At 65.1% G+C, this 20,157-nt stretch carries 18 protein-coding genes; 17 read left to right on the top strand and 1 reads right to left on the bottom strand.

Annotation, left to right across the window (positions count from 1 at the left end):
• The first annotated feature begins 268 nt into the window (after positions 1–268).
• From cobA to AAGT95_RS19335, 3 genes are all read left to right on the top strand, one after another.
• Positions 269–1,096 carry a uroporphyrinogen-III C-methyltransferase gene (gene cobA, locus AAGT95_RS19345; protein ID WP_342588714.1) on the top strand — a complete coding sequence of 276 codons (828 nt, stop codon included), beginning with the start codon at positions 269–271 and terminating at the stop codon, positions 1,094–1,096.
• 180 nt (positions 1,097–1,276) lie between these two features.
• Entirely contained in the window at positions 1,277–3,229 is a 1,953-nt protein-coding gene (locus tag AAGT95_RS19340) for a DUF294 nucleotidyltransferase-like domain-containing protein (protein WP_342594823.1), read from the top strand.
• Positions 3,226–3,951 (top strand): 3'-5' exonuclease, encoded by a 726-nt coding sequence (locus AAGT95_RS19335; protein WP_342594822.1) that lies wholly within the window; start codon positions 3,226–3,228, stop codon positions 3,949–3,951. The genes AAGT95_RS19340 and AAGT95_RS19335 overlap by 4 nt, the downstream gene beginning before the upstream one ends.
• Before the next feature lie 96 nt (positions 3,952–4,047).
• On the opposite strand, the gene AAGT95_RS19330 is transcribed toward AAGT95_RS19335, so the two are convergent.
• Positions 4,048–5,679 (bottom strand): BCCT family transporter, encoded by a 1,632-nt coding sequence (locus tag AAGT95_RS19330; RefSeq protein ID WP_110598290.1) that lies wholly within the window; start codon positions 5,677–5,679, stop codon positions 4,048–4,050.
• A 373-nt stretch (positions 5,680–6,052) separates the two neighbouring features.
• On the opposite strand from AAGT95_RS19330, the gene AAGT95_RS19325 reads away from it, so the two are divergent.
• The 14 genes from AAGT95_RS19325 (at position 6,053) to AAGT95_RS19260 (ending at position 20,119) form a co-directional block, all read left to right on the top strand.
• Positions 6,053–7,852 carry an acyl-CoA dehydrogenase C-terminal domain-containing protein gene (locus AAGT95_RS19325; protein WP_342594821.1) on the top strand — a complete coding sequence of 600 codons (1,800 nt, stop codon included), beginning with the start codon at positions 6,053–6,055 and terminating at the stop codon, positions 7,850–7,852.
• A 339-nt stretch (positions 7,853–8,191) separates the two neighbouring features.
• The gene (gene urtA / locus AAGT95_RS19320) at positions 8,192–9,499 is read left to right on the top strand and encodes an urea ABC transporter substrate-binding protein (RefSeq protein WP_342594820.1); all 1,308 of its coding nucleotides are present in this window, start codon (positions 8,192–8,194) and stop codon (positions 9,497–9,499) included.
• A gap of 85 nt (positions 9,500–9,584) precedes the next feature.
• Positions 9,585–11,219, top strand: a complete 1,635-nt coding sequence (urtB, locus tag AAGT95_RS19315) for an urea ABC transporter permease subunit UrtB (RefSeq protein ID WP_342594819.1) — start codon at positions 9,585–9,587, stop codon at positions 11,217–11,219.
• Positions 11,216–12,307 carry an urea ABC transporter permease subunit UrtC gene (urtC, locus tag AAGT95_RS19310; RefSeq protein ID WP_342594818.1) on the top strand — a complete coding sequence of 364 codons (1,092 nt, stop codon included), beginning with the start codon at positions 11,216–11,218 and terminating at the stop codon, positions 12,305–12,307. Before urtB ends, urtC begins: the two co-directional genes overlap by 4 nt.
• The gene (gene urtD / locus AAGT95_RS19305; protein WP_342594817.1) at positions 12,304–13,161 is read left to right on the top strand and encodes an urea ABC transporter ATP-binding protein UrtD; all 858 of its coding nucleotides are present in this window, start codon (positions 12,304–12,306) and stop codon (positions 13,159–13,161) included. The genes urtC and urtD overlap by 4 nt, the downstream gene beginning before the upstream one ends.
• Positions 13,161–13,871, top strand: a complete 711-nt coding sequence (gene urtE, locus AAGT95_RS19300) for an urea ABC transporter ATP-binding subunit UrtE (protein ID WP_342594816.1) — start codon at positions 13,161–13,163, stop codon at positions 13,869–13,871. Before urtD ends, urtE begins: the two co-directional genes overlap by 1 nt.
• Positions 13,868–14,803 carry an urease accessory protein UreD gene (locus AAGT95_RS19295; protein WP_342594815.1) on the top strand — a complete coding sequence of 312 codons (936 nt, stop codon included), beginning with the start codon at positions 13,868–13,870 and terminating at the stop codon, positions 14,801–14,803. The genes urtE and AAGT95_RS19295 overlap by 4 nt, the downstream gene beginning before the upstream one ends.
• 109 nt (positions 14,804–14,912) lie before the next feature.
• Positions 14,913–15,215, top strand: a complete 303-nt coding sequence (locus tag AAGT95_RS19290; protein WP_110708571.1) for an urease subunit gamma — start codon at positions 14,913–14,915, stop codon at positions 15,213–15,215.
• Between the two features lie 129 nt (positions 15,216–15,344).
• On the top strand, positions 15,345–15,704 hold the full coding sequence (locus AAGT95_RS19285; protein WP_110708572.1) for an urease subunit beta: 360 nt from the start codon (positions 15,345–15,347) through the stop codon (positions 15,702–15,704).
• The gene (gene ureC / locus AAGT95_RS19280; protein ID WP_198655735.1) at positions 15,704–17,410 is read left to right on the top strand and encodes an urease subunit alpha; all 1,707 of its coding nucleotides are present in this window, start codon (positions 15,704–15,706) and stop codon (positions 17,408–17,410) included. Before AAGT95_RS19285 ends, ureC begins: the two co-directional genes overlap by 1 nt.
• A gap of 92 nt (positions 17,411–17,502) precedes the next feature.
• Positions 17,503–18,105 carry an urease accessory protein UreE gene (ureE, locus tag AAGT95_RS19275; protein WP_342594814.1) on the top strand — a complete coding sequence of 201 codons (603 nt, stop codon included), beginning with the start codon at positions 17,503–17,505 and terminating at the stop codon, positions 18,103–18,105.
• A 3-nt stretch (positions 18,106–18,108) separates the two neighbouring features.
• The gene (locus tag AAGT95_RS19270; RefSeq protein ID WP_425356035.1) at positions 18,109–18,795 is read left to right on the top strand and encodes an urease accessory protein UreF; all 687 of its coding nucleotides are present in this window, start codon (positions 18,109–18,111) and stop codon (positions 18,793–18,795) included.
• A gap of 23 nt (positions 18,796–18,818) precedes the next feature.
• Entirely contained in the window at positions 18,819–19,481 is a 663-nt protein-coding gene (gene ureG / locus AAGT95_RS19265) for an urease accessory protein UreG (RefSeq protein WP_110598278.1), read from the top strand.
• Between the two features lie 32 nt (positions 19,482–19,513).
• Entirely contained in the window at positions 19,514–20,119 is a 606-nt protein-coding gene (locus tag AAGT95_RS19260; protein WP_110598277.1) for a HupE/UreJ family protein, read from the top strand.
• Positions 20,120–20,157 lie beyond the last annotated feature (38 nt).

Here is a 20,157-nt window from a genome sequence, read left to right as displayed (position 1 = left end):
GCGGGTGACCGTGCATGCCGGCTCGACGATGCCGGCGCTGGCAGCGCTTTGCCAGAGCCAGGGCTGGGCGGTGCGCAGCGACGAGCCGCTGCCGCGGGCTGGCCAGCTATGGCTCGTAGCCAGTGGCGACGCCGCGCGTGATCATCAGGTGGCCACGCGGGCGCGGGAGGCCGGTGTGGCGGTCTTCGTGCCGTCGCATCCGGCGCTTTGCAGTGTGCGCCTGCCGCCACGGGTAACCACTCGGGACGCGGCCGAGAACGCGGCAGGGCTGGCGCCGGAGAGCTGGCGACGCGGCCACGTCTCGCTGGTCGGGGCCGGGCCGGGGGATCCGGAGCTGCTGACGCTGAAAGCCCTGAGGCAGCTGCAGCAGGCGGATATCGTCATCCATGACCGGCTGGTCAGCCAGGAGATCCTGGCCCTGGCCAGGCCCGATGCCAGGCGTTTCTACGTCGGCAAGGCGCGGTCCCGGCACAGTGTGCCCCAGGAGGGCATCAACCAGGCGCTGGTCGATTGGGCCAGGGCGGGTAATCGGGTGGTTCGGCTGAAGGGCGGCGATCCGTTCATCTTCGGTCGTGGCGGGGAAGAGCTCGAGGCGCTGGTCGCCGCCGGGATCGAATTCGATGTCGTGCCGGGGATTACCGCCGCTTCCGGCTGTGCGGCCTATGCCGGTCTGCCGCTGACCCATCGCGACCACGCCCAATCGGTGCGTTTCGTCACCGGCCATCTCAAGAACGGCAGTTGCGATCTCGACTGGCCGGCGCTGGCCCGCGGCGGTCAGACCCTGGTCTTCTACATGGGCCTGGGTGCGCTGACGCTGATTCGCGAACGGCTGGTGGCACATGGGCTGGAAGCGGACACCCCGCTGGCGCTGATCGAGCAGGGCACCACCGCCAATCAGCGCGTGCATCTGGGCACGCTGGCACGGCTGCCGGATAGCCTCGCCGGGCACCAGCCCCGACCGCCGACGCTGATCGTCGTCGGCAGCGTGGTCGAGTTGGCCTCGCGTCTCGACTGGTTCAAGCCGACCGATAGCGGCAGCCTGGGCTGGGTCGAGGGCAAGCACCCCACACCGCTCTCCAAGGCCGACAGCGCCTGAAGCCAGCCGCCGGCGGCGACCCCGGCACTCGGGGTTCACGAGGCGCGATGGCTGGTCTTTTCTCCCTCTGGTCGACACTTGCGACGTTTCCATCGATAGATCAACCGGATAGCGGCCAAACCGTCGTTGACGCCATGTTGCGGCGCTTCGACAATGAGAGCTCGCGACGGGGAGAGGCGCATGAACGTTGAGCAGTTGGATATCCGTGGCCACATGGCGCAGTTCGCGCCGTTCGACGATCTTCCCGATGCGCTGCTCGATCGCATCGCCGGAGAGGTCGAAATCCGCTATTTCCAGGCCGGCAGCGAACTGCTGGTCAAGGATGAGCAGGTCGAAGCGCTGTGGTACATCCGCAGCGGGGCGGTGGAGATGTACCAGCGCAGCGGCCGGCTGTTCAATCGCCTGAGCGAAGGCGACATCTTCGGTTACTCGGATCTGCTGCGCAGCAACCGTCGGGTGCGCTACCCGGTCAGCGCCATCGAGGACACGCTGATCTATTTCATCCCCGGCGATGTGTTCGAGGCGATCTGCGAGGAGGACGACGACTTCGCCGAGTTCGTGGAGACCGGTGGCCAGCGTCTCAAGGTGACGGTGGAACAGCAGCGCGACGACAGCGGCCTGATGACGACCCGGGTGCGCAAGCTGATCAGCCGGCAGCCGCAGATGGTCGAAGCCTCCATGTCCCTGCAGCAGGCGGCCCGGCAGATGCGCGATGCCAACGTCACCTGCGTGCTGGTGGTCGATGTCACCGAAACTCATTCCGCCTATACCTTCACCGGCCCCGACGGCCGGCACTGGCAGCTCAACGGCATTCTGACCGACCGCGATTTCTGCACCCGGGTGCTGGCGGAGGGCAAATCGGCCCAGACCCCGGTGGGCGAGGTCATGTCGCGGAGAGTCATCGTCATCCAGTCCGATGAATCGGTCTACGAGGCGATGCTGTGCATGTTGCGCAATCAGGTTCACCACCTGCCGGTACTGCACCGTCGTCAGCCGGTCGGCGTATTGCACCTCTCCGATATCGTTCGCCACGAGACCCACAGCAGCCTGTTCCTGGTCAACAACATCTTCGTTCAGAACACGCCCGAGCAATTGGCACGGCTGGCGCCGGAGGTGGGCACGGGGTTCGTGCGCATGGTCGCCGACGGCGCCAACTCCGAGATGGTCTGCCGGGCGCTGGCGACGATCGGACGGGCGTTCACGCAGCGCCTGATCGAGTTGGCGGAGGCCGAGCTGGGCCCGGCACCGGTGCCCTACTGCTTCATGGTGCTGGGATCGATGGCGCGGGAGGAGCCCACCATCAATGCCGATCAGGACAACGCGCTGGTTCTTCATGACGACTACGACCCCGAGCAGCATGGAGAGTATTTCGAGGCGCTGGCGAGGTTCGTCTGCGACGGCCTGGACGCCTGCGGCTATCCGTACTGCAAGGGCGACGTGATGGCGACCAATCCGCGCTGGCGAAAGCCGCTGCAGGTGTGGAAACGCTATTTCACCGAGTGGATGGACGAACCCAACGGCGAGCGGCTGCTGCATAGCTCCATCTTCTTCGACCTGGCGCCGGTGCATGGCGAGACGCCCATGGTCGAAGCGTTGCAGGACCTGATCGCCGAGTTGGCACCGCAGCGGCCGGTCTTCCTGGCCGCATTGGCGCGCAACGCCAAGAATCGCACGCCGCCGCTGGGATTCTTCCGGCAGTTCGTCATGGAGCAGGATGGCGAACACCGCAAGTCGATCAACCTCAAGCGCCGGGGAACCGCGCCGCTGACCGATCTGGTGCGCGTGCATGCGCTGGCCTGCGGCTCCAAGGCGCAGAACAGCTTTGCCCGCCTCGATGACATCGCCCAGACCAAACTGCTGGCCGATGGCGTCACCGAGCGTCTGCGTTACGCCTTCGAGTTCATGTCGATGGTCCGTATTCGCCATCAGGCCGATGCGATCGAGCGGGGCGTCGAGCCCGACAACAGCGTCGACCCCGAGAACATCGGCAGCCGTGAACGGCACCATCTGAAGGATGCCTTCGAGGCGATCAGCAACGCTCAGAAATTCCTCTCCTTCCGCTATACCATGCCGTCCCGGTCGGGTTCCTCCAGGACGAGCGGTGGCTCCGAAGAGCAGCGGAGCCGCCGATGACCTTCCGTGCCGGCGCAAGAAGGCCGTCCCAGCCGACCTGGCCGGACTACATGGCCTCCCGCGCGAAGCAGGCTCGCGAATCCCGGTTGGCCGATTTCTTCACCCGGGGAACGCTCGACCCGGACACCCCGATCGGCCAGGCGCCGCTGGTCGCGATGGACTTCGAGACCACTGGCCTGGATAGCAGCCGCCACGACATCGTCAGCGTCGGGGTGATGCCGTTCACCTTGTCCCGAATCCGCCCGGCGGACGGCCGCTACTGGGTGCTGTCGCCGCGCCGCAAGCTCAGCGACGAATCGGTGGCCTTTCACCACATCACCCATGCCGAGGTGGCGGGCGCCCCCGATTTCGCGGCGATCATCGATGAGCTGCTGGCCTTGCTCGCCGGCCGGCTGGTCGTCGTGCACTATCGCCAGCTGGAGCGAACGTTCCTCGACGCGGCGGTACGCGAGCGGTTGGGTGAGGGTCTGCTGATGCCGATGATCGATACCATGTCGCTGGAAGCGCGGATTCACCGCCAGTCGTGGTGGGCAAGGCTGCGTCGCTGGGCGGGACGGCCGATGGCGTCGATTCGGTTGCACGAGAGTCGCCAGCGCTATCATCTCCCGGCGTACACCGGGCACCATGCGCTGGTCGATTCGCTGGCGACGGCGGAGCTGTTGCAGGCGCAGGTTCTTTACCATTACGACTGGGAGACCCCGGTCGGTGCGCTGTGGCGCTGACCCGGACCGGGCAGGGCGATCCTGGCGGCGGATGCAAAAAAAGGGCGGCTCTCTGAGCCGCCCTTTTTTCGTGATCCATCTTCCGGGGAGAAGTCGTCAGCCGCGAGGCTCGGACCGCAAGCCCTGGATAATGGCGTAGCACGCTGCCAGCAGAACGATCGTGAACGGCAGGCCGGTAGTGATGACCGCCGCCTGCAGCGCCGTCAAGCCGCCACCCAGCAGCAGCGCAATGGCGATCGCACCCTCGATCAAGGCCCAGAACACGCGCTGCGGCGTCGGTGCGTCGACCTTGCCGCCGGCGGTGATCGAGTCGATGACCAGCGAACCGGAGTCGGACGAGGTGATGAAGAACACCATGACCAGGATGATGCCGACGAACGACGTGATGGAAGTCAACGGCAACTGGCCCAGCATGGTGAACAGCTGCAGTGGCAATTCGGCGTTCTTGACGCCCTGGAAGCCGTCGCTGACCAGCTGGTTGATGGCGGTATCGCCGAAGGCGGTCATCCACAGCACGGAGACGATGGTCGGCACCAGCAGTACGGCGATCAGGAATTCGCGCACCGTGCGACCGCGGCTGACGCGAGCGATGAACATGCCGACGAACGGTGACCAGGAGATCCACCAGGCCCAGTAGAAGGCCGTCCAGCCATGCACGAAGTTGCTGTCTTCACGGCCGAACGGGTTGGAAAGCGCCGGCAGATTCTTGAGGTACGACCCCATGTTCTCGACGAAGCCGGTGGCGATCAGCAGGGTCGGGCCGACGAAGATCACGAACAGCAGCAGCAGGAACGCGAGCGCCATGTTGATCTGGGACAGGCGTTGCACGCCCTTGTCGACACCCAGCATGACCGACATGAGCGCGACCAGTGTGATGCCGATGATCAGCAGCACCATGGTGACATCGTTGTTGGGCGTACCGAAAAGATAGTTGAGGCCGGCCGACGCCTGCGACGCACCGAGGCCCAAGGATGTCGCGAGGCCGAACAAGGTCGCGAATACGGCCAGGATATCGATGATGTGCCCCGGCCAGCCCCAGATCCGCTCACCCAGAATGGGGTAGAAGATCGAGCGCATGGTCAGCGGCAGGCCCTTGTTGAAGGAGAACAGCGCCAGCGACAGGGCGACAACCGCGTAAATCCCCCACGGGTGCAGGCCCCAATGGAAAATCGTGGCTGCCATGGCCAGCGACTGCGCTGCGGCCTGGTCGCCCTGGGCACCCCCCAGCGGCGCCCACGAGTCGCCGGTGATGGAGGTATCGAAGTGGGTCATGGGCTCGGAGACGCCATAGAACATCAGCCCGATACCCATGCCCGCCGCGAACAGCATGGCGAACCAGCCGGCATAGCTGAAATCGGGTTTGGCGTGCAGACCGCCGATCCTGACCTTGCCCAGCGGGGTGAAGATCAGCACCACCGACAGCAGCACGAAGATGTTGGCGGCGAACAGGAACAGCCAGCTCAAATGATCGGTCAGGAAGCTCTTCGCACCGTTGAAGATCGGACCCATCTGCTCCGGCAATGCCAGAGTGATGATGACGAAGAACAGGATCAGCAGGGACGAGACCGAAAAGACCTTGCCATGCAGATCGACGTTGAGACCAAACTTGCTGGTCTGAATATTGTCCTGGCCAATCACATAATCGGTGTCGATGAGATTGGCGGGACCCTCGGGAGCCGGTATGCCCTCCTGCGGCGCATCCGGCTGATTGTTGGCGTCTTGAGCCACTAGCCGTCTCCATTGTTTGATGAGTCAGTTCGAGGTCGCCCTCGCGTGGCGACGATTCCCTTGCGCTCCCTTGCGTCGTCCGGGCGTCTTGCCAGGCTGTGCCACCCGGTCGAGGCAGAGCACATAGTCTGGCGTATCCGCGGGAACACGCAAGTTTCCCAATTATCCTGAATCAAGTTGGTGCGTCCAACCGTCTCGGCGAGAATCCGCAAGTTTCCCATCGAGGGTCTCGCGACAATAGCCGCTTTCCCTTGCTGATTCTGTTCTGGCGACGACGCGAAGAGTAGACCAAGGTCAGAGTGAAACGCGCCGGCATTATCGCTTACAGTCGCAGGCATATTTAAACGAATGTTTGAATTCTTGAGGGGGTCGAATGGCAGACTATCGCGCGCCGCTTACGGACATGCGGTTCGTCCGTGAAGAGGTGTTCCGGGCCGAACAGGAGTGGCAGGCCATGTCGGCGACCGCCGATTTCAATGCCGAACTCGCCGATGCCGTGCTCGAGGAAGCGGCTCGTCTGGTCGAAGCGGAGCTGTTCCCGCTCAATCAGCGTGGAGACCAAGAAGGCTGCGTGATGTCGGATGGCGCGGTGACCACACCGGGCGGTTTTCGCCAGGCTTTCGCGGAGCTGGCGCGGGGCGGATGGTGCGGGCTCGGCGGCAATCCTGCCCATGGTGGACAGGGCCTGCCCAAATTGCTGACCCAGTCCTTCGACGAACTGCTCTACGCCAGCAATACCGGCTTCGCGTTATACCTGACGCTCAACAACGGTGCCGGCCTGTTGCTCGACGCCTACGCCGACGAGGCGGTCAAGACCCGCTATCTTCCGCGGCTCTACGCCGGTGAGTGGCTGGGCACCATGTGCCTGACCGAACCGCACTGCGGCACCGATCTCGGCTTGATCAAGACGCGGGCAGTGCCGAGCGATGATGGCCGTTACTCGGTGACCGGCAGCAAGATCTGGATCACCGGCGGTGAGCACGATCTGACCGACAATATCGTCCATTTGGTGCTGGCCAAGCTGCCGGATGCGCCGCCGGGCGCCAAGGGCATCTCGCTGTTCCTGGTTCCCAAGCGCCGGGTGCTGGAAGACGGTTCGCTGGGAGAGGCGAACGGCGTTGTCTGCGGTGGCCTCGAGCACAAGATGGGCATCAACGGCAGCGCGACCTGCGTGATGCATTTCGAGGGCGCCGAGGGCGTGCTGATCGGTGAACCCCACCAGGGGCTGGCGGCGATGTTCACGATGATGAATTACGAACGACTCTCGATCGGCATACAGGGTCTGGGCCTGGGCGACGTCGCCTACCAGAGCGCCATCGCCTTCGCCCGCGAGCGTCGCCAGAGCCGGGCCCCGGGTGGTGCCGCCGAGCCCGACCAGGCCGCCGATCCGATCCTGGTTCATCCCGATGTGCGACGCATGGCACTCAACGCCCGTGCCTGGAACGAGGGCGGCCGTCTGTTTGCCGCCTGTGTCGCCCGTGAACTCGATCGTGCCAAGTATCATTCCGATCGCGAAGTTCGCGAGGCGGCCGACGAACTGGTCGCGCTGCTCACCCCGGTGGCCAAGGCGTTTCTGACCGACCGGGGCTTTGCGACCACGGTCGAGGCGCAGCAGATCTATGGCGGCAGCGGTTACTGCGTCGAATGGGGCGCCGAGCAGTACGTGCGTGATGCGCGAATCGCGATGATCTACGAGGGCACCAACGGCATTCAGGCCATGGATCTGATCGGCCGCAAGCTGACGCGCAACCAGGGGGCTTATGTCGAGCGTCTTGCCGATCGGATCAGGACGGAGCTCGAGAACGATGATATCGATGCGCCTGACGTGCATCCGTTCCGGGAGGCGCTCGAGCGTGAGTTGATTCGGCTCGAGCGAGTCACCGCGGCGGTGATCGACGCCGCCAGCAAGGACGCGGCGGCGGCTGGGGCGGCCGCCAATGATTACCTGCATCTGCTCGGCTACGCGGTCTACAGCTGGTTGTGGTGGAAGGCGGCCGGCGCGGCCCAGCGCGGCCTGACCCGACAAGGGCCGTCCGGTGAGGATTTCTATCGGGCGAAGTTGATCGTGGGGCAGCATTTTCTGACTCGCCAGCTACCCCATTCCGAGGCGTTGGAGCGCCAGATAGCGGCGGGGCCGTCGGGGCTGATGGCGCTGGAACGGGACTGGTTCTGACGTCACCTTGGGGGTCGATCCTGGTTATCGGGCCAGGCCGCACCAACGCAGAGCGACACCTGCTCGCGCGCGAGTTTCATGCGCAGCAATGGTGCGAGCCGAGGCGCTTGAGGGGGGCTGGCGCGCCTTTTGCGGAAATCGCCTCTGATTCTTCGATCTTTTTTTGCACCAAATCGTTGCCGTTGACCGAAGTTCTCGCTCTTTTTTCTGGTTTTTGTATACAAGGTTGAGGTGGTGAAAGTTTAGGGCACGAAAAATGCATGGGGTTTTCCGATCGATGGCTACGCCGTCACGGGCGAGCATTCCCGATCATCAGGGGATCATGACCAGGAGAATCCGATGACAACAACATCCCTTCGCAAGTTGATTGCCGGTTCCAGCATCGCGCTGGGGCTGGCCGGTTTCGGTACCGCCGCGGTGGCCCAGGACGAGGGCCCGATCCGGGTCGGCATCCTGCATTCGCTCTCCGGCACCATGGCGATCAGCGAGTCGACGCTGAAAGACGAGATGCTGATGCTGATCGCCAAGCAGAACGAGGCCGGTGGGCTGCTGGGTCGCAAGCTCGAACCGGTGGTCATGGATCCGGCCTCGGACTGGTCGCTCTATGCCGAGCAGGCGCGCGACATGCTGACCGGCGATGATCGCGTCGACGTCATCTTCGGCAACTGGACGTCGGCGTCCCGCAAGGCGGTGCTGCCGGTGGTCGAGGAACTCAACGGGCTGCTGTTCTATCCGGTGCAGTACGAGGGCGAGGAGTCCTCCGAGAACATCTTCTACACCGGCGCGGCACCCAACCAGCAGGCGATCCCTGCTGTCGACTACCTGATGGGTCAAGGCGTCGAGCGCTGGGCGCTGCTGGGAACCGACTACGTCTATCCGCGCACCACCAACAAGATTCTGGAAGCGTATCTCAAGGCCAATGGCGTCGCCGCCGCCGACATCATGATCAACTACACGCCGTTCGGCTTCAGCGATTGGCAGTCGATCGTCTCCCAGGTCAAGGATTTCGGCAGCCAGGGCAAGAAGACCGCGGTGGTGTCGACCATCAATGGCGACGCCAACGTGCCGTTCTACAACGAACTCGCCAACCAGGGTATCTCGGCGGGAGACATCCCGGTGGTGGCGTTCTCCGTCGGCGAGCAGGAACTGACCGGTATCGACACCGCGCCGCTGGTCGGCCACATGGCGGCGTGGAACTACTTCATGAGCGTCGACAGTGATGCCAACTACGACTTCATCGATGATTGGGTCGCTTACACCGGCAACGACCAGGCGGTGACCAACGATCCGATGGAAGCGCACTTCATCGGCTTCAACATGTGGCTAGAGGCCGTCGAGCAAGCGGGGACCACCGATGTCGACGCGGTCAAGGATTCGATCATCGGCGTCACCGTGCCCAATCTGTCCGGCGGTGCGTCGACCATGATGCCCAACCACCACATCACCAAACCGGTGATGATCGGCGAGATCCAGAATGACGGCCAGTTCAGCGTGGTCTGGCGAACGCCGACGACCGTTGCCGGGGATGCCTGGTCCGACTATCTGCCGGAATCCAAGAACCTGATCAGCGACTGGCGGGCACCGCTGCGCTGCGGCAAGCTCGACGTCGAAAGCATGCAGTGCCAGGACGGTCCCGGCGCCGACTAAATCAGACCGGTTCGACACCGGTGTCCGCCCGGGCATCGGTGTCGCTCGTTTGGCCCGGCGATAGAACGCGTCCGAGGACGATCCCATGAGAGCCACCGTAGAACATGACGGCCGCGCCCCGACGCGCAGGCCGACGATCACCGTGCTGCTGTGCCTGCTGATGGCATGGAGCCTGAGCATCATCAGTCAAGGCGCTTTCGCCGCGACCTCCAGTGAGCCGCGAGCGCTGCTCGAAGCGCTGGATACCGGCAATTTCCAAGCCAAGGGGGCGGCCGCGCAGGCAATCGCCGAGAGTGACGCCGAGCAGAAGACGCGCTGGTTGCAGGCGCTGCTGGATGGCCGTCTCGGCAAGGAGCGTCGTGGCGATCGCTTTTATATCGTCACCGACGATAGCGGCCGCGAATGGCCGATCATCGACGCGATTACCTTCGAGGATGCCGGCACCGGCACCCGACGCACGGTCGATATCTTCAAGATCAACAACGATCTGCGTGCCCAGCTCGAGGGGCTGATCGCGTCGCTGTCGCTGAGCGCGGGCGATGAAGCGTCGCGTCTCTCGGCGGCGCGGCGATTGATCGGAGAGATCACCGAGGACAATGTCGCCAGTGTTCGCCGGATGCGCGACGAGGAGGAGAGCGACGCCGTTCGCCAGCCGCTCGATGTCGCGCTGGCGCTCTACGACGTGCAGAACGGCGACGCCGAGGCGCTCGACACGCTGCGCGGCAATCTCGATACGCGGGTGCGTAACACGCTGGTGCCGATCGCTGCGGGCGACTCGCCCCTGGCGGCCGAGGCGCAATCGGTACTTGGCGGCATCGAGAGCAAGCGCGCCTGGTACGACCGCGCGCAGACGCTGTTCTTCGGCCTGAGCGCCGGTTCGATTCTGGTGCTCGCGGCCATCGGCCTGGCAATCACCTTCGGTGTCATGGGCGTGATCAACATGGCCCACGGCGAGCTGATCATGATCGGCGCCTACACCACCTGGCTGATCCAGCAGGCGCTGCCCGGCCAGCCCGGGTTGGCGCTGGCGCTCGCCATCCCCGGTGGATTTCTGGTCGCCGGGGCGTTCGGCGTAGTGATCGAGCGCACCGTGATCCGCTTTCTGAAGGGCCGCCCGCTGGAGACGCTGCTGGCGACATTCGGCCTCAGCCTGATCCTGCAGCAGCTGGTGCGCAGCGTGTTTTCGCCGCTCAACCGCCGAGTGACCTCGCCGGAGTGGCTGCAGGGCGCCTGGCAGATCAACGAGGCGCTCGCCTTTACGCTCAACCGGCTTGGCGTGCTGCTGTTCTGCCTGGCCGTGTTCGCCGCACTGTGGGCGCTGATGCGCTTCACCCGCCTCGGGCTAGAGGTGCGCGCGGTTACCCAGAACCGTGCCATGGCGAGGGCGATGGGCGTGCGCGCCACGCGCGTCGACATGCTCACGTTCGGCCTCGGCGCGGGCGTCGCGGGGCTCGCCGGCGTGGCGCTGTCGCAGCTGACCAACGTCGGTCCCAACCTGGGCCAGAGCTATATCGTCGACTCCTTCCTGGTCGTCGTCTTCGGCGGCGTCGGCAATCTGTGGGGAACGCTGGTGGCGGGCATGTCGCTGGGCGTGATCAACCAGGTGCTGCAGCCCTGGGTCGGCGCGGTGCTGGCCAAGATCATCGTGCTGGTCGGCGTGATCCTGTTCATCCAGAAGCGCCCGCAGGGCATCTTCGCACCCAAGGGGCGGACCTCATGACGACCCAAGCCACCTTGCCCAGCCGCGATCGGTCGCGCCAGGCGTTCCTCTCCCGCTCGACGCTGGTGACCAGCCTGGCGCTGATCGTCGGCATGCTGCTCGTGCTGATCCTCAACGCCCTGCCGGCGTCGAACGCGCTGCACGTCAGCGGGGCGACCGTCGCACTGCTGGGCAAGTATTTCACCTACATGCTGCTGGCACTCGCCGTGGACCTGATCTGGGGCTATCTCGGTATTCTGAGCCTCGGCCACGGCGCCTTCTTCGCCTTGGGCGGGTACGCCATGGGGCTCTATCTCAACGCGCAGACCTCGGTATTGCCGGGCTGGCAGGCGATGATGACCTACTTCCCGGTGGCGGCACTCATGGTCCTGCTGGCACCGGGTCTGCTCGCTCTGGTCTTCGGCTGGCTGGCGTTTCGCTCCCGGGTCACCGGCGTCTACTTCTCGATCATTACCCAGGCGCTGACCTTCGCGCTGATGCTCGCGTTCAATCGCAACGAGATGGGGCTTGGCGGCAGTACCGGCCTCACGCGCTTCTACGAGCTGCTGGGCTTTTCCCTGAGCAGCGAAGGCATGACCGTGGCGCTGTTCCTGGCCTCCGGTATTGCCGTGTTGCTGGCGTTCTGGCTGTGCCGGGCGATCACCGTCTCGCGGCTGGGTCGGGTCAGCCTGGCGACGCGGGATGCCGAAGCGCGAGTGCGTTTCATCGGCTATCGGGTCGATCACGTCAAGCTGGCGCTGTTCGTGGTGTCGGCGATGATCGCCGGCGTTGCCGGGGCGCTCTATGTGCCGCAGGTCGGCATCATCAACCCCAGCACCTTCGCGCCGCTGTTCTCCATCGAGGTCGTGGTGTGGGTTGCCCTGGGCGGTCGCGCGACGCTCTACGGCGCCCTGCTCGGTGCGCTGGTGGTCAACTATCTGAAGACGGTGCTGACGGGGGCGATGCCGGACGCCTGGCTGTTCATTCTTGGCGCGCTGTTCGTGCTGGTGACGATGGTGTTGCCTCAGGGCATCGCCGGGGTGATCGCGAAGTGGCGGGGTCGGCGGCGCGCAGCGGTGCGGCCTGGGCAGAGGGAGGCAAGCGCATGAGCGGTGTGGAGAGTGCCCGCTTCGGCCGGCTGCGCGAGCTGGCCCGGCCAGACCGGGTGTTCGACTTCATGGCCCCGGCCCAGTCGCCGGTGGACGTGCGTCATGGACCGATCCTCTATCTCGAGGACGTCAGCGTCAGTTTCGATGGCTTCCAGGCCATCAACGGCTTGAATCTGACCATCGACGATGGCGAGCTGCGCTGCATCATCGGCCCGAACGGGGCCGGCAAGACGACGATGATGGACATCATTACCGGCAAGACACGTCCCGACACCGGCCAGGTCTGGTTCGGCAGCCGCCACAACCTGCTGGCCCTGGACGAGCCGCAGATCGCCAATCTCGGCATCGGCCGCAAGTTCCAGAAACCGACGGTGTTCGAAGCGCTCGACGTGACCGAGAACCTGGAGCTGGCGATGGCGGGTGAGCGGCGAGTCTGGAAAACGCTGCTGGCGCGGCTCGACCACGAAGGGCAGGCGCGGATCGACGAGGTGCTCGAGACGATCGGGCTGAGCGAGGAGCGTTATCGTCTTGCCGGCGTGCTCTCCCATGGCCAGAAACAGTGGCTCGAGATCGGCATGCTGCTGATGCAGCGGCCGCGGCTGCTGCTGGTGGACGAGCCCGTGGCCGGCATGACCGAACCGGAAATGCACCGCACCGCCGAACTGATGACGCACCTTGCCGGCCAGCAGTCGGTGGTCGTGGTCGAGCACGACATGGGCTTTGTGCGTTCGATCGCGCGGCAGGTCACGGTGCTGCATCAGGGGAGTGTCCTGGCCGAGGGCACCATGGATGAGGTGTCGAACGACCCGCGGGTGATCGAGGTCTATCTCGGCGGTGACGAGGAGTCGGCCTGATGCTGAGCGTGGAAAACCTGAACCAGTACTATGGCGAAAGTCATATACTGCGCGATCTCACCCTGGACGTGCCCGCGGGTCGCTGTACCTGCGTGATGGGGCGCAACGGGGTCGGCAAGACGACGCTGTTGAAGACGATCATGGGCGAGGTTGCCGCCCGTGGTGGCAGCGTTCGCTTCGACGGCGAGGATCTGCTCAAGCGCCGCCCCGAGGCTCGCGCGGGCCTGGGCATCGGCTATGTGCCCCAGGGGCGCCAGATATTCGCCACCCTGAGCGTGGAGGAGAATCTCAAGATCGGGCTGCCGTCGCGGCGCGTTCGTGACGGGGAAAAAAGGGTCGGCAAGATTCCCGAGCGCATCTACGAGCTATTTCCGGTGCTCAAGGAGATGCGCTATCGTCGAGGTGGCGATCTTTCCGGCGGGCAGCAGCAGCAGCTGGCGATCGGACGAGCGCTGGTGCTCGACCCCCGTCTGCTGATCCTCGACGAGCCGGGCGAGGGTATCCAGCCCAACATCGTCGCTCAGATCGGGGAGGTCATTCGCAAGCTGAATCGCGAGGATGGCCTGACGGTGCTGTTGGTCGAGCAGAAATTGCCGTTCGCGCGTCGCTACGCCGATGGCTTCGTGATCATGGATCGGGGGCAGAAGGTGGCCGAGGGAGATATCGGATCATTGAGCGACGACCTGATCAAGCGACATCTAACGGTATGACGGCCGAGATCTCCAGACCGTTGCAACGGACGGTATCACCGGCGCCGGCGGATTCCGGGCACCGTTTCGATGCCGGGCGCCGCTGGGATGCCTCGCTGTCGTTGGCGTTCGCGTCGCGCTCCCATGGTCGGGAAGGCGCGGCTCGAACGCGCTTGGTCCGGGCGCGGCACCATGGGCCGCTAAGGGTCCAGCGGCCGTTCTATCCGGAGCCGCACCAGGTCGGCCGAGTCGACCCCTGTCACGTCTATCTGCTGCACCCGCCAGGGGGCCTGGTCAGCGGCGATGCGTTGACGGTCGACATCCGGGTCGAGCCTTCTGCCCATGCCGTGCTCACCACGCCGGCGGCGACCAAGCTCTACCGCGCGGACAGCCACGCCGTCGCCTGGTCGCAGACCAATCGATTCGCCGTCGAGGACGATGGTCTTCTCGAGTGGCTGCCCCAGGAGACCATCGGTTTCGATGGCTCGCGAGGCGAGCAGCTCACCGAGATCGCCTTGCAGGGCAGCGCCCGCTGCCTGGGGTGGGAAATCATGGCGTTGGGGCGCCCGGCGAGCCAGCTGCCGTTCGAGAGCGGCCGCATCGAGCAGCGCTTTCGACTGAGCCGGGATGGCCGGCCGCTGTGGCTCGAGCGCCAGCCGCTGGATCCGGCGCACCGGCGATTCGTCGGGCGTTGGGGGCAGGGCGGCGCGACGGTCCAGGCCACGCTGTGGGCGGCGGGAGTGGAGGATGCCGGCGGAGCGGTCGGTGCCCTCAGAGCGGCACTGCCGGCGCGGCCAAACTGGGCGGTGACGCAGCGTCACGGTGTGCTGCTGCTGCGCTATCTGGGCAGCTCCCGCAACGAAGCCTGGGATCTGTGCTGCGCTGCCTGGCACGTGCTTCGACCCTTGCTGGCCGGTCGGGGCGTTTGCGAGCCGCGCATCTGGCGGACTTGACGACCCCGTGGATAGCCCCGTTCGCGGCACATCGAAGCCGGCGTTTGCCCGGCAGCAGGGCCGAAAGACCGAACTTTGAACAACGCGCAAGAGCCAGGGAGCCGTCGCGATGGAATTGACCCCGAGAGACAAAGACAAGCTGATGCTGTTCAGCGCCGCCCAACTGGCCGAGCGGCGGCGCGCCCGTGGGCTCAAGCTCAACTATCCGGAAGCGATGGCGCTGATCAGTTTCGAGATTCTGGAAGGCGCGCGGGATGGCAGGAGCGTGGCCGACCTGATGGGATATGGGCGCGAAATACTGACGCGGGAAGACGTCATGGACGGGGTGGCCGACATGATTCACGAGGTGCAGGTCGAAGCGACATTCCCGGACGGCACCAAACTCGTCACGGTTCACGATCCCATCGTCTGACGCGGCGCTTCCGGGCCGGGCGGTGTCGGCGCGGTTTCGCATGCTGCCGGTCGGCCAACGTCGACGGCCTTGCCATGAGCCGTCCGGGTGCCGTCCCGGCGAAGAACAATCGACAACAAGGGAAAATCGATGATTCCCGGTGAAACGCAGATTCAGGATGGCGAGATCGAGCTCAATGCGGGTCTCGAGACGATCACGCTGGCGGTGGCCAATACCGGTGACCGGCCGGTCCAGGTCGGCTCCCACTACCACTTCGCGGAGACCAACCCGGCGCTGGTTTTCGACCGCACCATCGCGCGTGGCTATCGTCTCGATGTGCCGGCCGGTTCGGCGATTCGCTTCGAGCCGGGCCAGAGTCGCGAGGTGACCCTGGTGCCCTATGCCGGCGCGCGTCGGATCTACGGTTTCCGCGGCGAGGTGATGGGGGCGCTGCCCACTGCCGCGCCAGGGGCGCCTGACGACAATGGCGATCAAGGGGGAACGAACTGATGGTGACGATTACCCGGCAGGCGTACGCGGACATGTACGGCCCCACCGTCGGCGATCGCGTGCGCCTGGGCGACACCGAACTGTGGATCGAGGTCGAGCGCGACGCGACGGTCTACGGCGACGAGGTCAAGTTCGGCGGTGGCAAGGTCATTCGGGACGGGATGGGCCAGAGCCAGCGCGTGGATGACAGTGTCATGGATACCGTCATCACCAACGCGCTGATCCTCGACTGGTGGGGGGTGGTGAAGGCGGATGTCGGCCTGCAGCAAGGCCGGATCGCCGCCATCGGCAAGGCCGGCAATCCGGACGTCCAGCCTGGCGTCGACATCGTCATCGGGCCGGGCACGGAGATCATCGCGGGGGAGGGCAAGATCCTCACCGCCGGCGGTATCGATGCACACATCCACTTCATCTGCCCGCAGCAGGTCGAAGAAGCCTTGATGAGCGGCGTCACCACCATGCTCGGCGGCGGTACCGGTCCGGCGACCGGCACCAATGCCACCACCTGTACCCCCGGCGAGTGGCATCTCGCCAGGATGTTGCAGGCGATCGACACCCTGCCGATGAACATCGGCCTGCTCGGCAAGGGCAACGCCAGCCTGCCGGAGGCGCTGGAAGCGCAGATCGTCGCCGGAGCGATCGGGCTCAAGTTGCACGAAGACTGGGGAACGACACCGGCGTCGATCGACAACTGCCTGAGCGTGGCGGAGCGCTACGACATCCAGGTCGCGATTCATACCGACACGCTCAACGAGTCCGGCTTCGTCGAGGATACGATCGCCGCGTTCAAGGAGCGCGGCATCCACACCTATCACACCGAAGGTGCCGGCGGGGGTCACGCCCCCGACATCATCACCGCCTGCTCGAAGGATTACGTGCTGCCGTCGTCGACCAATCCGACCCGGCCTTACACGGTCAATACCATCGACGAGCATCTCGACATGCTGATGGTGTGCCACCACCTCGATCCGAACATCCCGGAAGACGTGGCGTTTGCCGATTCCCGCATTCGTCGCGAGACCATCGCCGCCGAGGATATCCTCCACGACATGGGCGTGATCTCGATGATCTCGTCGGACTCCCAGGCCATGGGGCGGGTGGGAGAGGTGGTCTGCCGTACCTGGCAGACCGCACACAAGATGAAGGTGCAGCGCGGCCTGCTGCCGGAAGATGCGGCGCTGGGCGCGGACAACTTTCGCGCCCGCCGCTATATCGCCAAGTACACCATCAACCCGGCATTGACCCACGGCATCGCCCACGAGGTCGGCTCGGTGGAAGTCGGCAAACTGGCCGACCTGGTGCTGTGGAGCCCGGCGTTCTTCGGCGTCAAACCGGCGTTGATCGTCAAGGGCGGCATGATCGCGGCGGCGCCGATGGGCGATGCCAACGCGTCGATCCCCACACCGCAGCCAGTGCATTACCGGCCGATGTTCGGCGCCTTTGGCAAGGCGGCCAGCGCGACCCGCTTCAGCTTCGTCAGCCAGGCCGCGCTGGATGCCGGGATCAAGGAGCGCCTGGGTCTGGAGAGCATGCTGTCGGCGGTCAGGAACGTACGGGGCGTTCGCAAGTCGGACATGAAGCTCAACGACGCCTGTCCGCATCTGGAGGTCGATCCGCAAACCTACGAGGTGCGCGCCGACGGCGAGCTCTTGACCTGTGAGCCGGCCTTCGAGTTACCGCTGGCCCAGCGTTATCATCTTTTTTGATTCGACTATTCATCCGCCGGCCGGGCTCGTTTTCGGTTATCTATGTCGAGGTCATCTCGAGTCCGGTAGCGGCTATCACGAGGCAGATAGACATGTGGAAATTGATTGAACGGCTGGAGGCGACGTCCGACGCTATCGCCATCGACAGCGTGACGTTGCCGTTCGAGCTGCGAATGCGCGGCCGACTCAAGGCGACCAGCGACCGGGGCCACGAGATCGGCATTTTCCTCGATCGCGGCCCGGTGCTGCGCGATGGGGCCTTACTGCGTGCCGAAAGCGGCGAGGTGATCGAAGTTCTCGCTGCCGCGGAACCGGTGGTGACGGCGAAGGTGCCGCTCGGGCTGGCATTGGCGAGGCTCTGCTATCACCTGGGCAATCGTCACGTTCAGTTGGCGATCGGCACGGCCGGCGAGTGTGGCTGGGTGCGTTTTCCGCCGGATCATGTGCTGGAAACCCTGGCAGTGAGGCTGGGAGCGACGCTCGAGCATCACCAGGCGCCGTTCGACCCCGAGCCGGGCGCGTATGCCGAGGGCGAGGGGGCTCGCCATGGACACGCCCACTCCCATGCTCACGGTCATTCCCACGGCCACGGCCACGACCATTCCCACGATCACGACGCTGTCGGGAACCTCGGCCAGGTCTATGACTTCCAGCAGCATCTCTCGTACCGCCATGGCCACAAGCAGGAGCGTTGAGACTTGATCACCGAGTCGACGCGCGACCCGCTGGCCCTGCTGGGGCTGATGCAGCTGATCAGCCCGGCGCTGCCGATCGGCGCCTTCGCCTGGTCACAGGGGTTGGAGAGCGCCTTCGAGCTTGACTGGGTAGGTGACGAGGAGAGCCTCGGCGAGTGGTTGTCGGGTGTTCTCGACGATGGCCTGACACGTTGCGAGTTGCCGGTGCTGGGCAGGTTGCAGGGCGCCTGGAACACTGGCGACCGCGAGACGCTGCAGGTCTGGAACGACTGGCTTCGGGCCAATCGGGAAACCCAGGAACTGGCGGACGAGGACGTGCGTCTGGGGCAGGCGCTTGCGCGTCTGCTGGGGGACCTGGCGCTGCTGCCCGAAGATGGCTGGCTGCCCCAGCGTCCGGCGTACGTCACCCTGTTTGCCTGGGTGGCGCATCGACGAGGGATCGGCATCGAGGATGCCCAGCTCGGCTTCGCATGGGCCTGGCTCGAGAACCAGCTGGCCGCCGCCTGCAAGGCGCTGCCGCTGGGCCAGACCGCGGCACAGCGGCTGGTCGAGCGGCTGCGACCCGAACTGGTGAGCGCAGTCGAGACCGCCAACCGGCTGCACGACGAGGCGCTCGGTCCCATCCTGCCGGGACTGGCCCTGGCGAGTGCGCTGCATGAAACACAGTATTCGCGTCTGTTTCGCAGTTGAGATATTGGAAGGAGAGGAAAGCGATGAAGCATTGTCTACGCGTGGGGGTCGGCGGGCCGGTGGGTTCCGGCAAGACGGCACTTCTCAAGCAGCTCTGTCTGGCGCTGCGTGAACACTACGATATCGCGGTGGTGACCAACGACATCTATACCCGGGAAGATGCCGACTTCCTGCTGCGTCACGATGCACTGGCCGCCGACCGTATCATCGGCGTGGAAACCGGCGGCTGTCCCCACACGGCGATCCGCGAGGATGCCTCGATGAATCTCGCGGCGATCGACGACCTGCACGCCCTCCATCCCGATCTGGAGCTGGTGCTGGTGGAGTCCGGTGGCGACAACCTGGCTGCCACTTTCAGTCCCGAGCTCTCGGATCTGACGCTCTACGTCATCGACGTCTCGGCTGGCGACAAGATCCCGCGCAAGGGCGGCCCCGGAATCACCAAGTCGGACCTGCTGATCATCAACAAGATCGACATCGCCGACTACGTCCATGCCTCCCTCGAAGTGATGGAGCGCGATGCCAAGAAGATGCGTGGCGAGCGTCCCTTCGTCTTCACCAACCTGCATGACGGGGTCGGTGTCGAGACCATCGTTCGTTTCATCCTCGATCGGGGGATGCTGCCGGAGCGGCGCGGCGAAGAACGACGTGCCATCCAGGACCAGCAACTGCTGACAGCCAACTGATCTCTCATCCGTTACCTGCAAGGAGATTCGTCATGACCGCATCCACTCCCCCGGCTCGTGGCCTGGCCTGGCTCTCCGCACCGCTCTTGCTGCTGGTCGGCTCGGCGGCCATGGCGCATCCCGGCGCGCTACCGCATACCCATGGCGGCAGTCTCCTGGCCGGGCTGATGCATCCGTTGACGGGTCTCGACCATCTGCTCGCCATGCTGGCAATCGGCTTGTGGAGCTGCCGCCAGTCCCCGACGTTGTGCCGGGCCATGCCGCTGCTGATTGCCCTGGGCATGATCGCGGGGGCGGGACTGGCCTGGGCCGGCGTGCCGCTGCTCGGCGTCGAATTCGGCATCGCCTCCAGCGTCCTGCTGGCGGGCGTGATGCTGGCCTGTCTGGTCAAGCTGCCCACCGCGGTTGGCGGCACCCTGGTCTTTGCCTTCATCCTGTTGCATGGCCATGCTCACGGCAGCGAGCTGGCACCCGGGGCATCGGCACTGCTCTACGCCGTTGGCTTCGTCATCGCCAGCGTCGCTATCACCCTGGTCGGCCGTCTGGTCGGCAACTGGCTGATGCAGCGTGACAGCCGCTGGCTTCGCGGTATCGGTGCCGTCATTGCCGCTGCGGGTGGGGCGCTGTTGTTGGGGTGAGAGCGCAAGGGGCACTGCATCCGTTTCCAGAACAGCGG

This window comes from Salinicola lusitanus (genome assembly GCF_038648475.1).
Classification (GTDB): domain Bacteria; phylum Pseudomonadota; class Gammaproteobacteria; order Pseudomonadales; family Halomonadaceae; genus Salinicola; species Salinicola lusitanus.
Note: the sequence above shows the minus strand (reverse complement) of the source record. Positions and strands in the feature narration are given on the sequence as shown.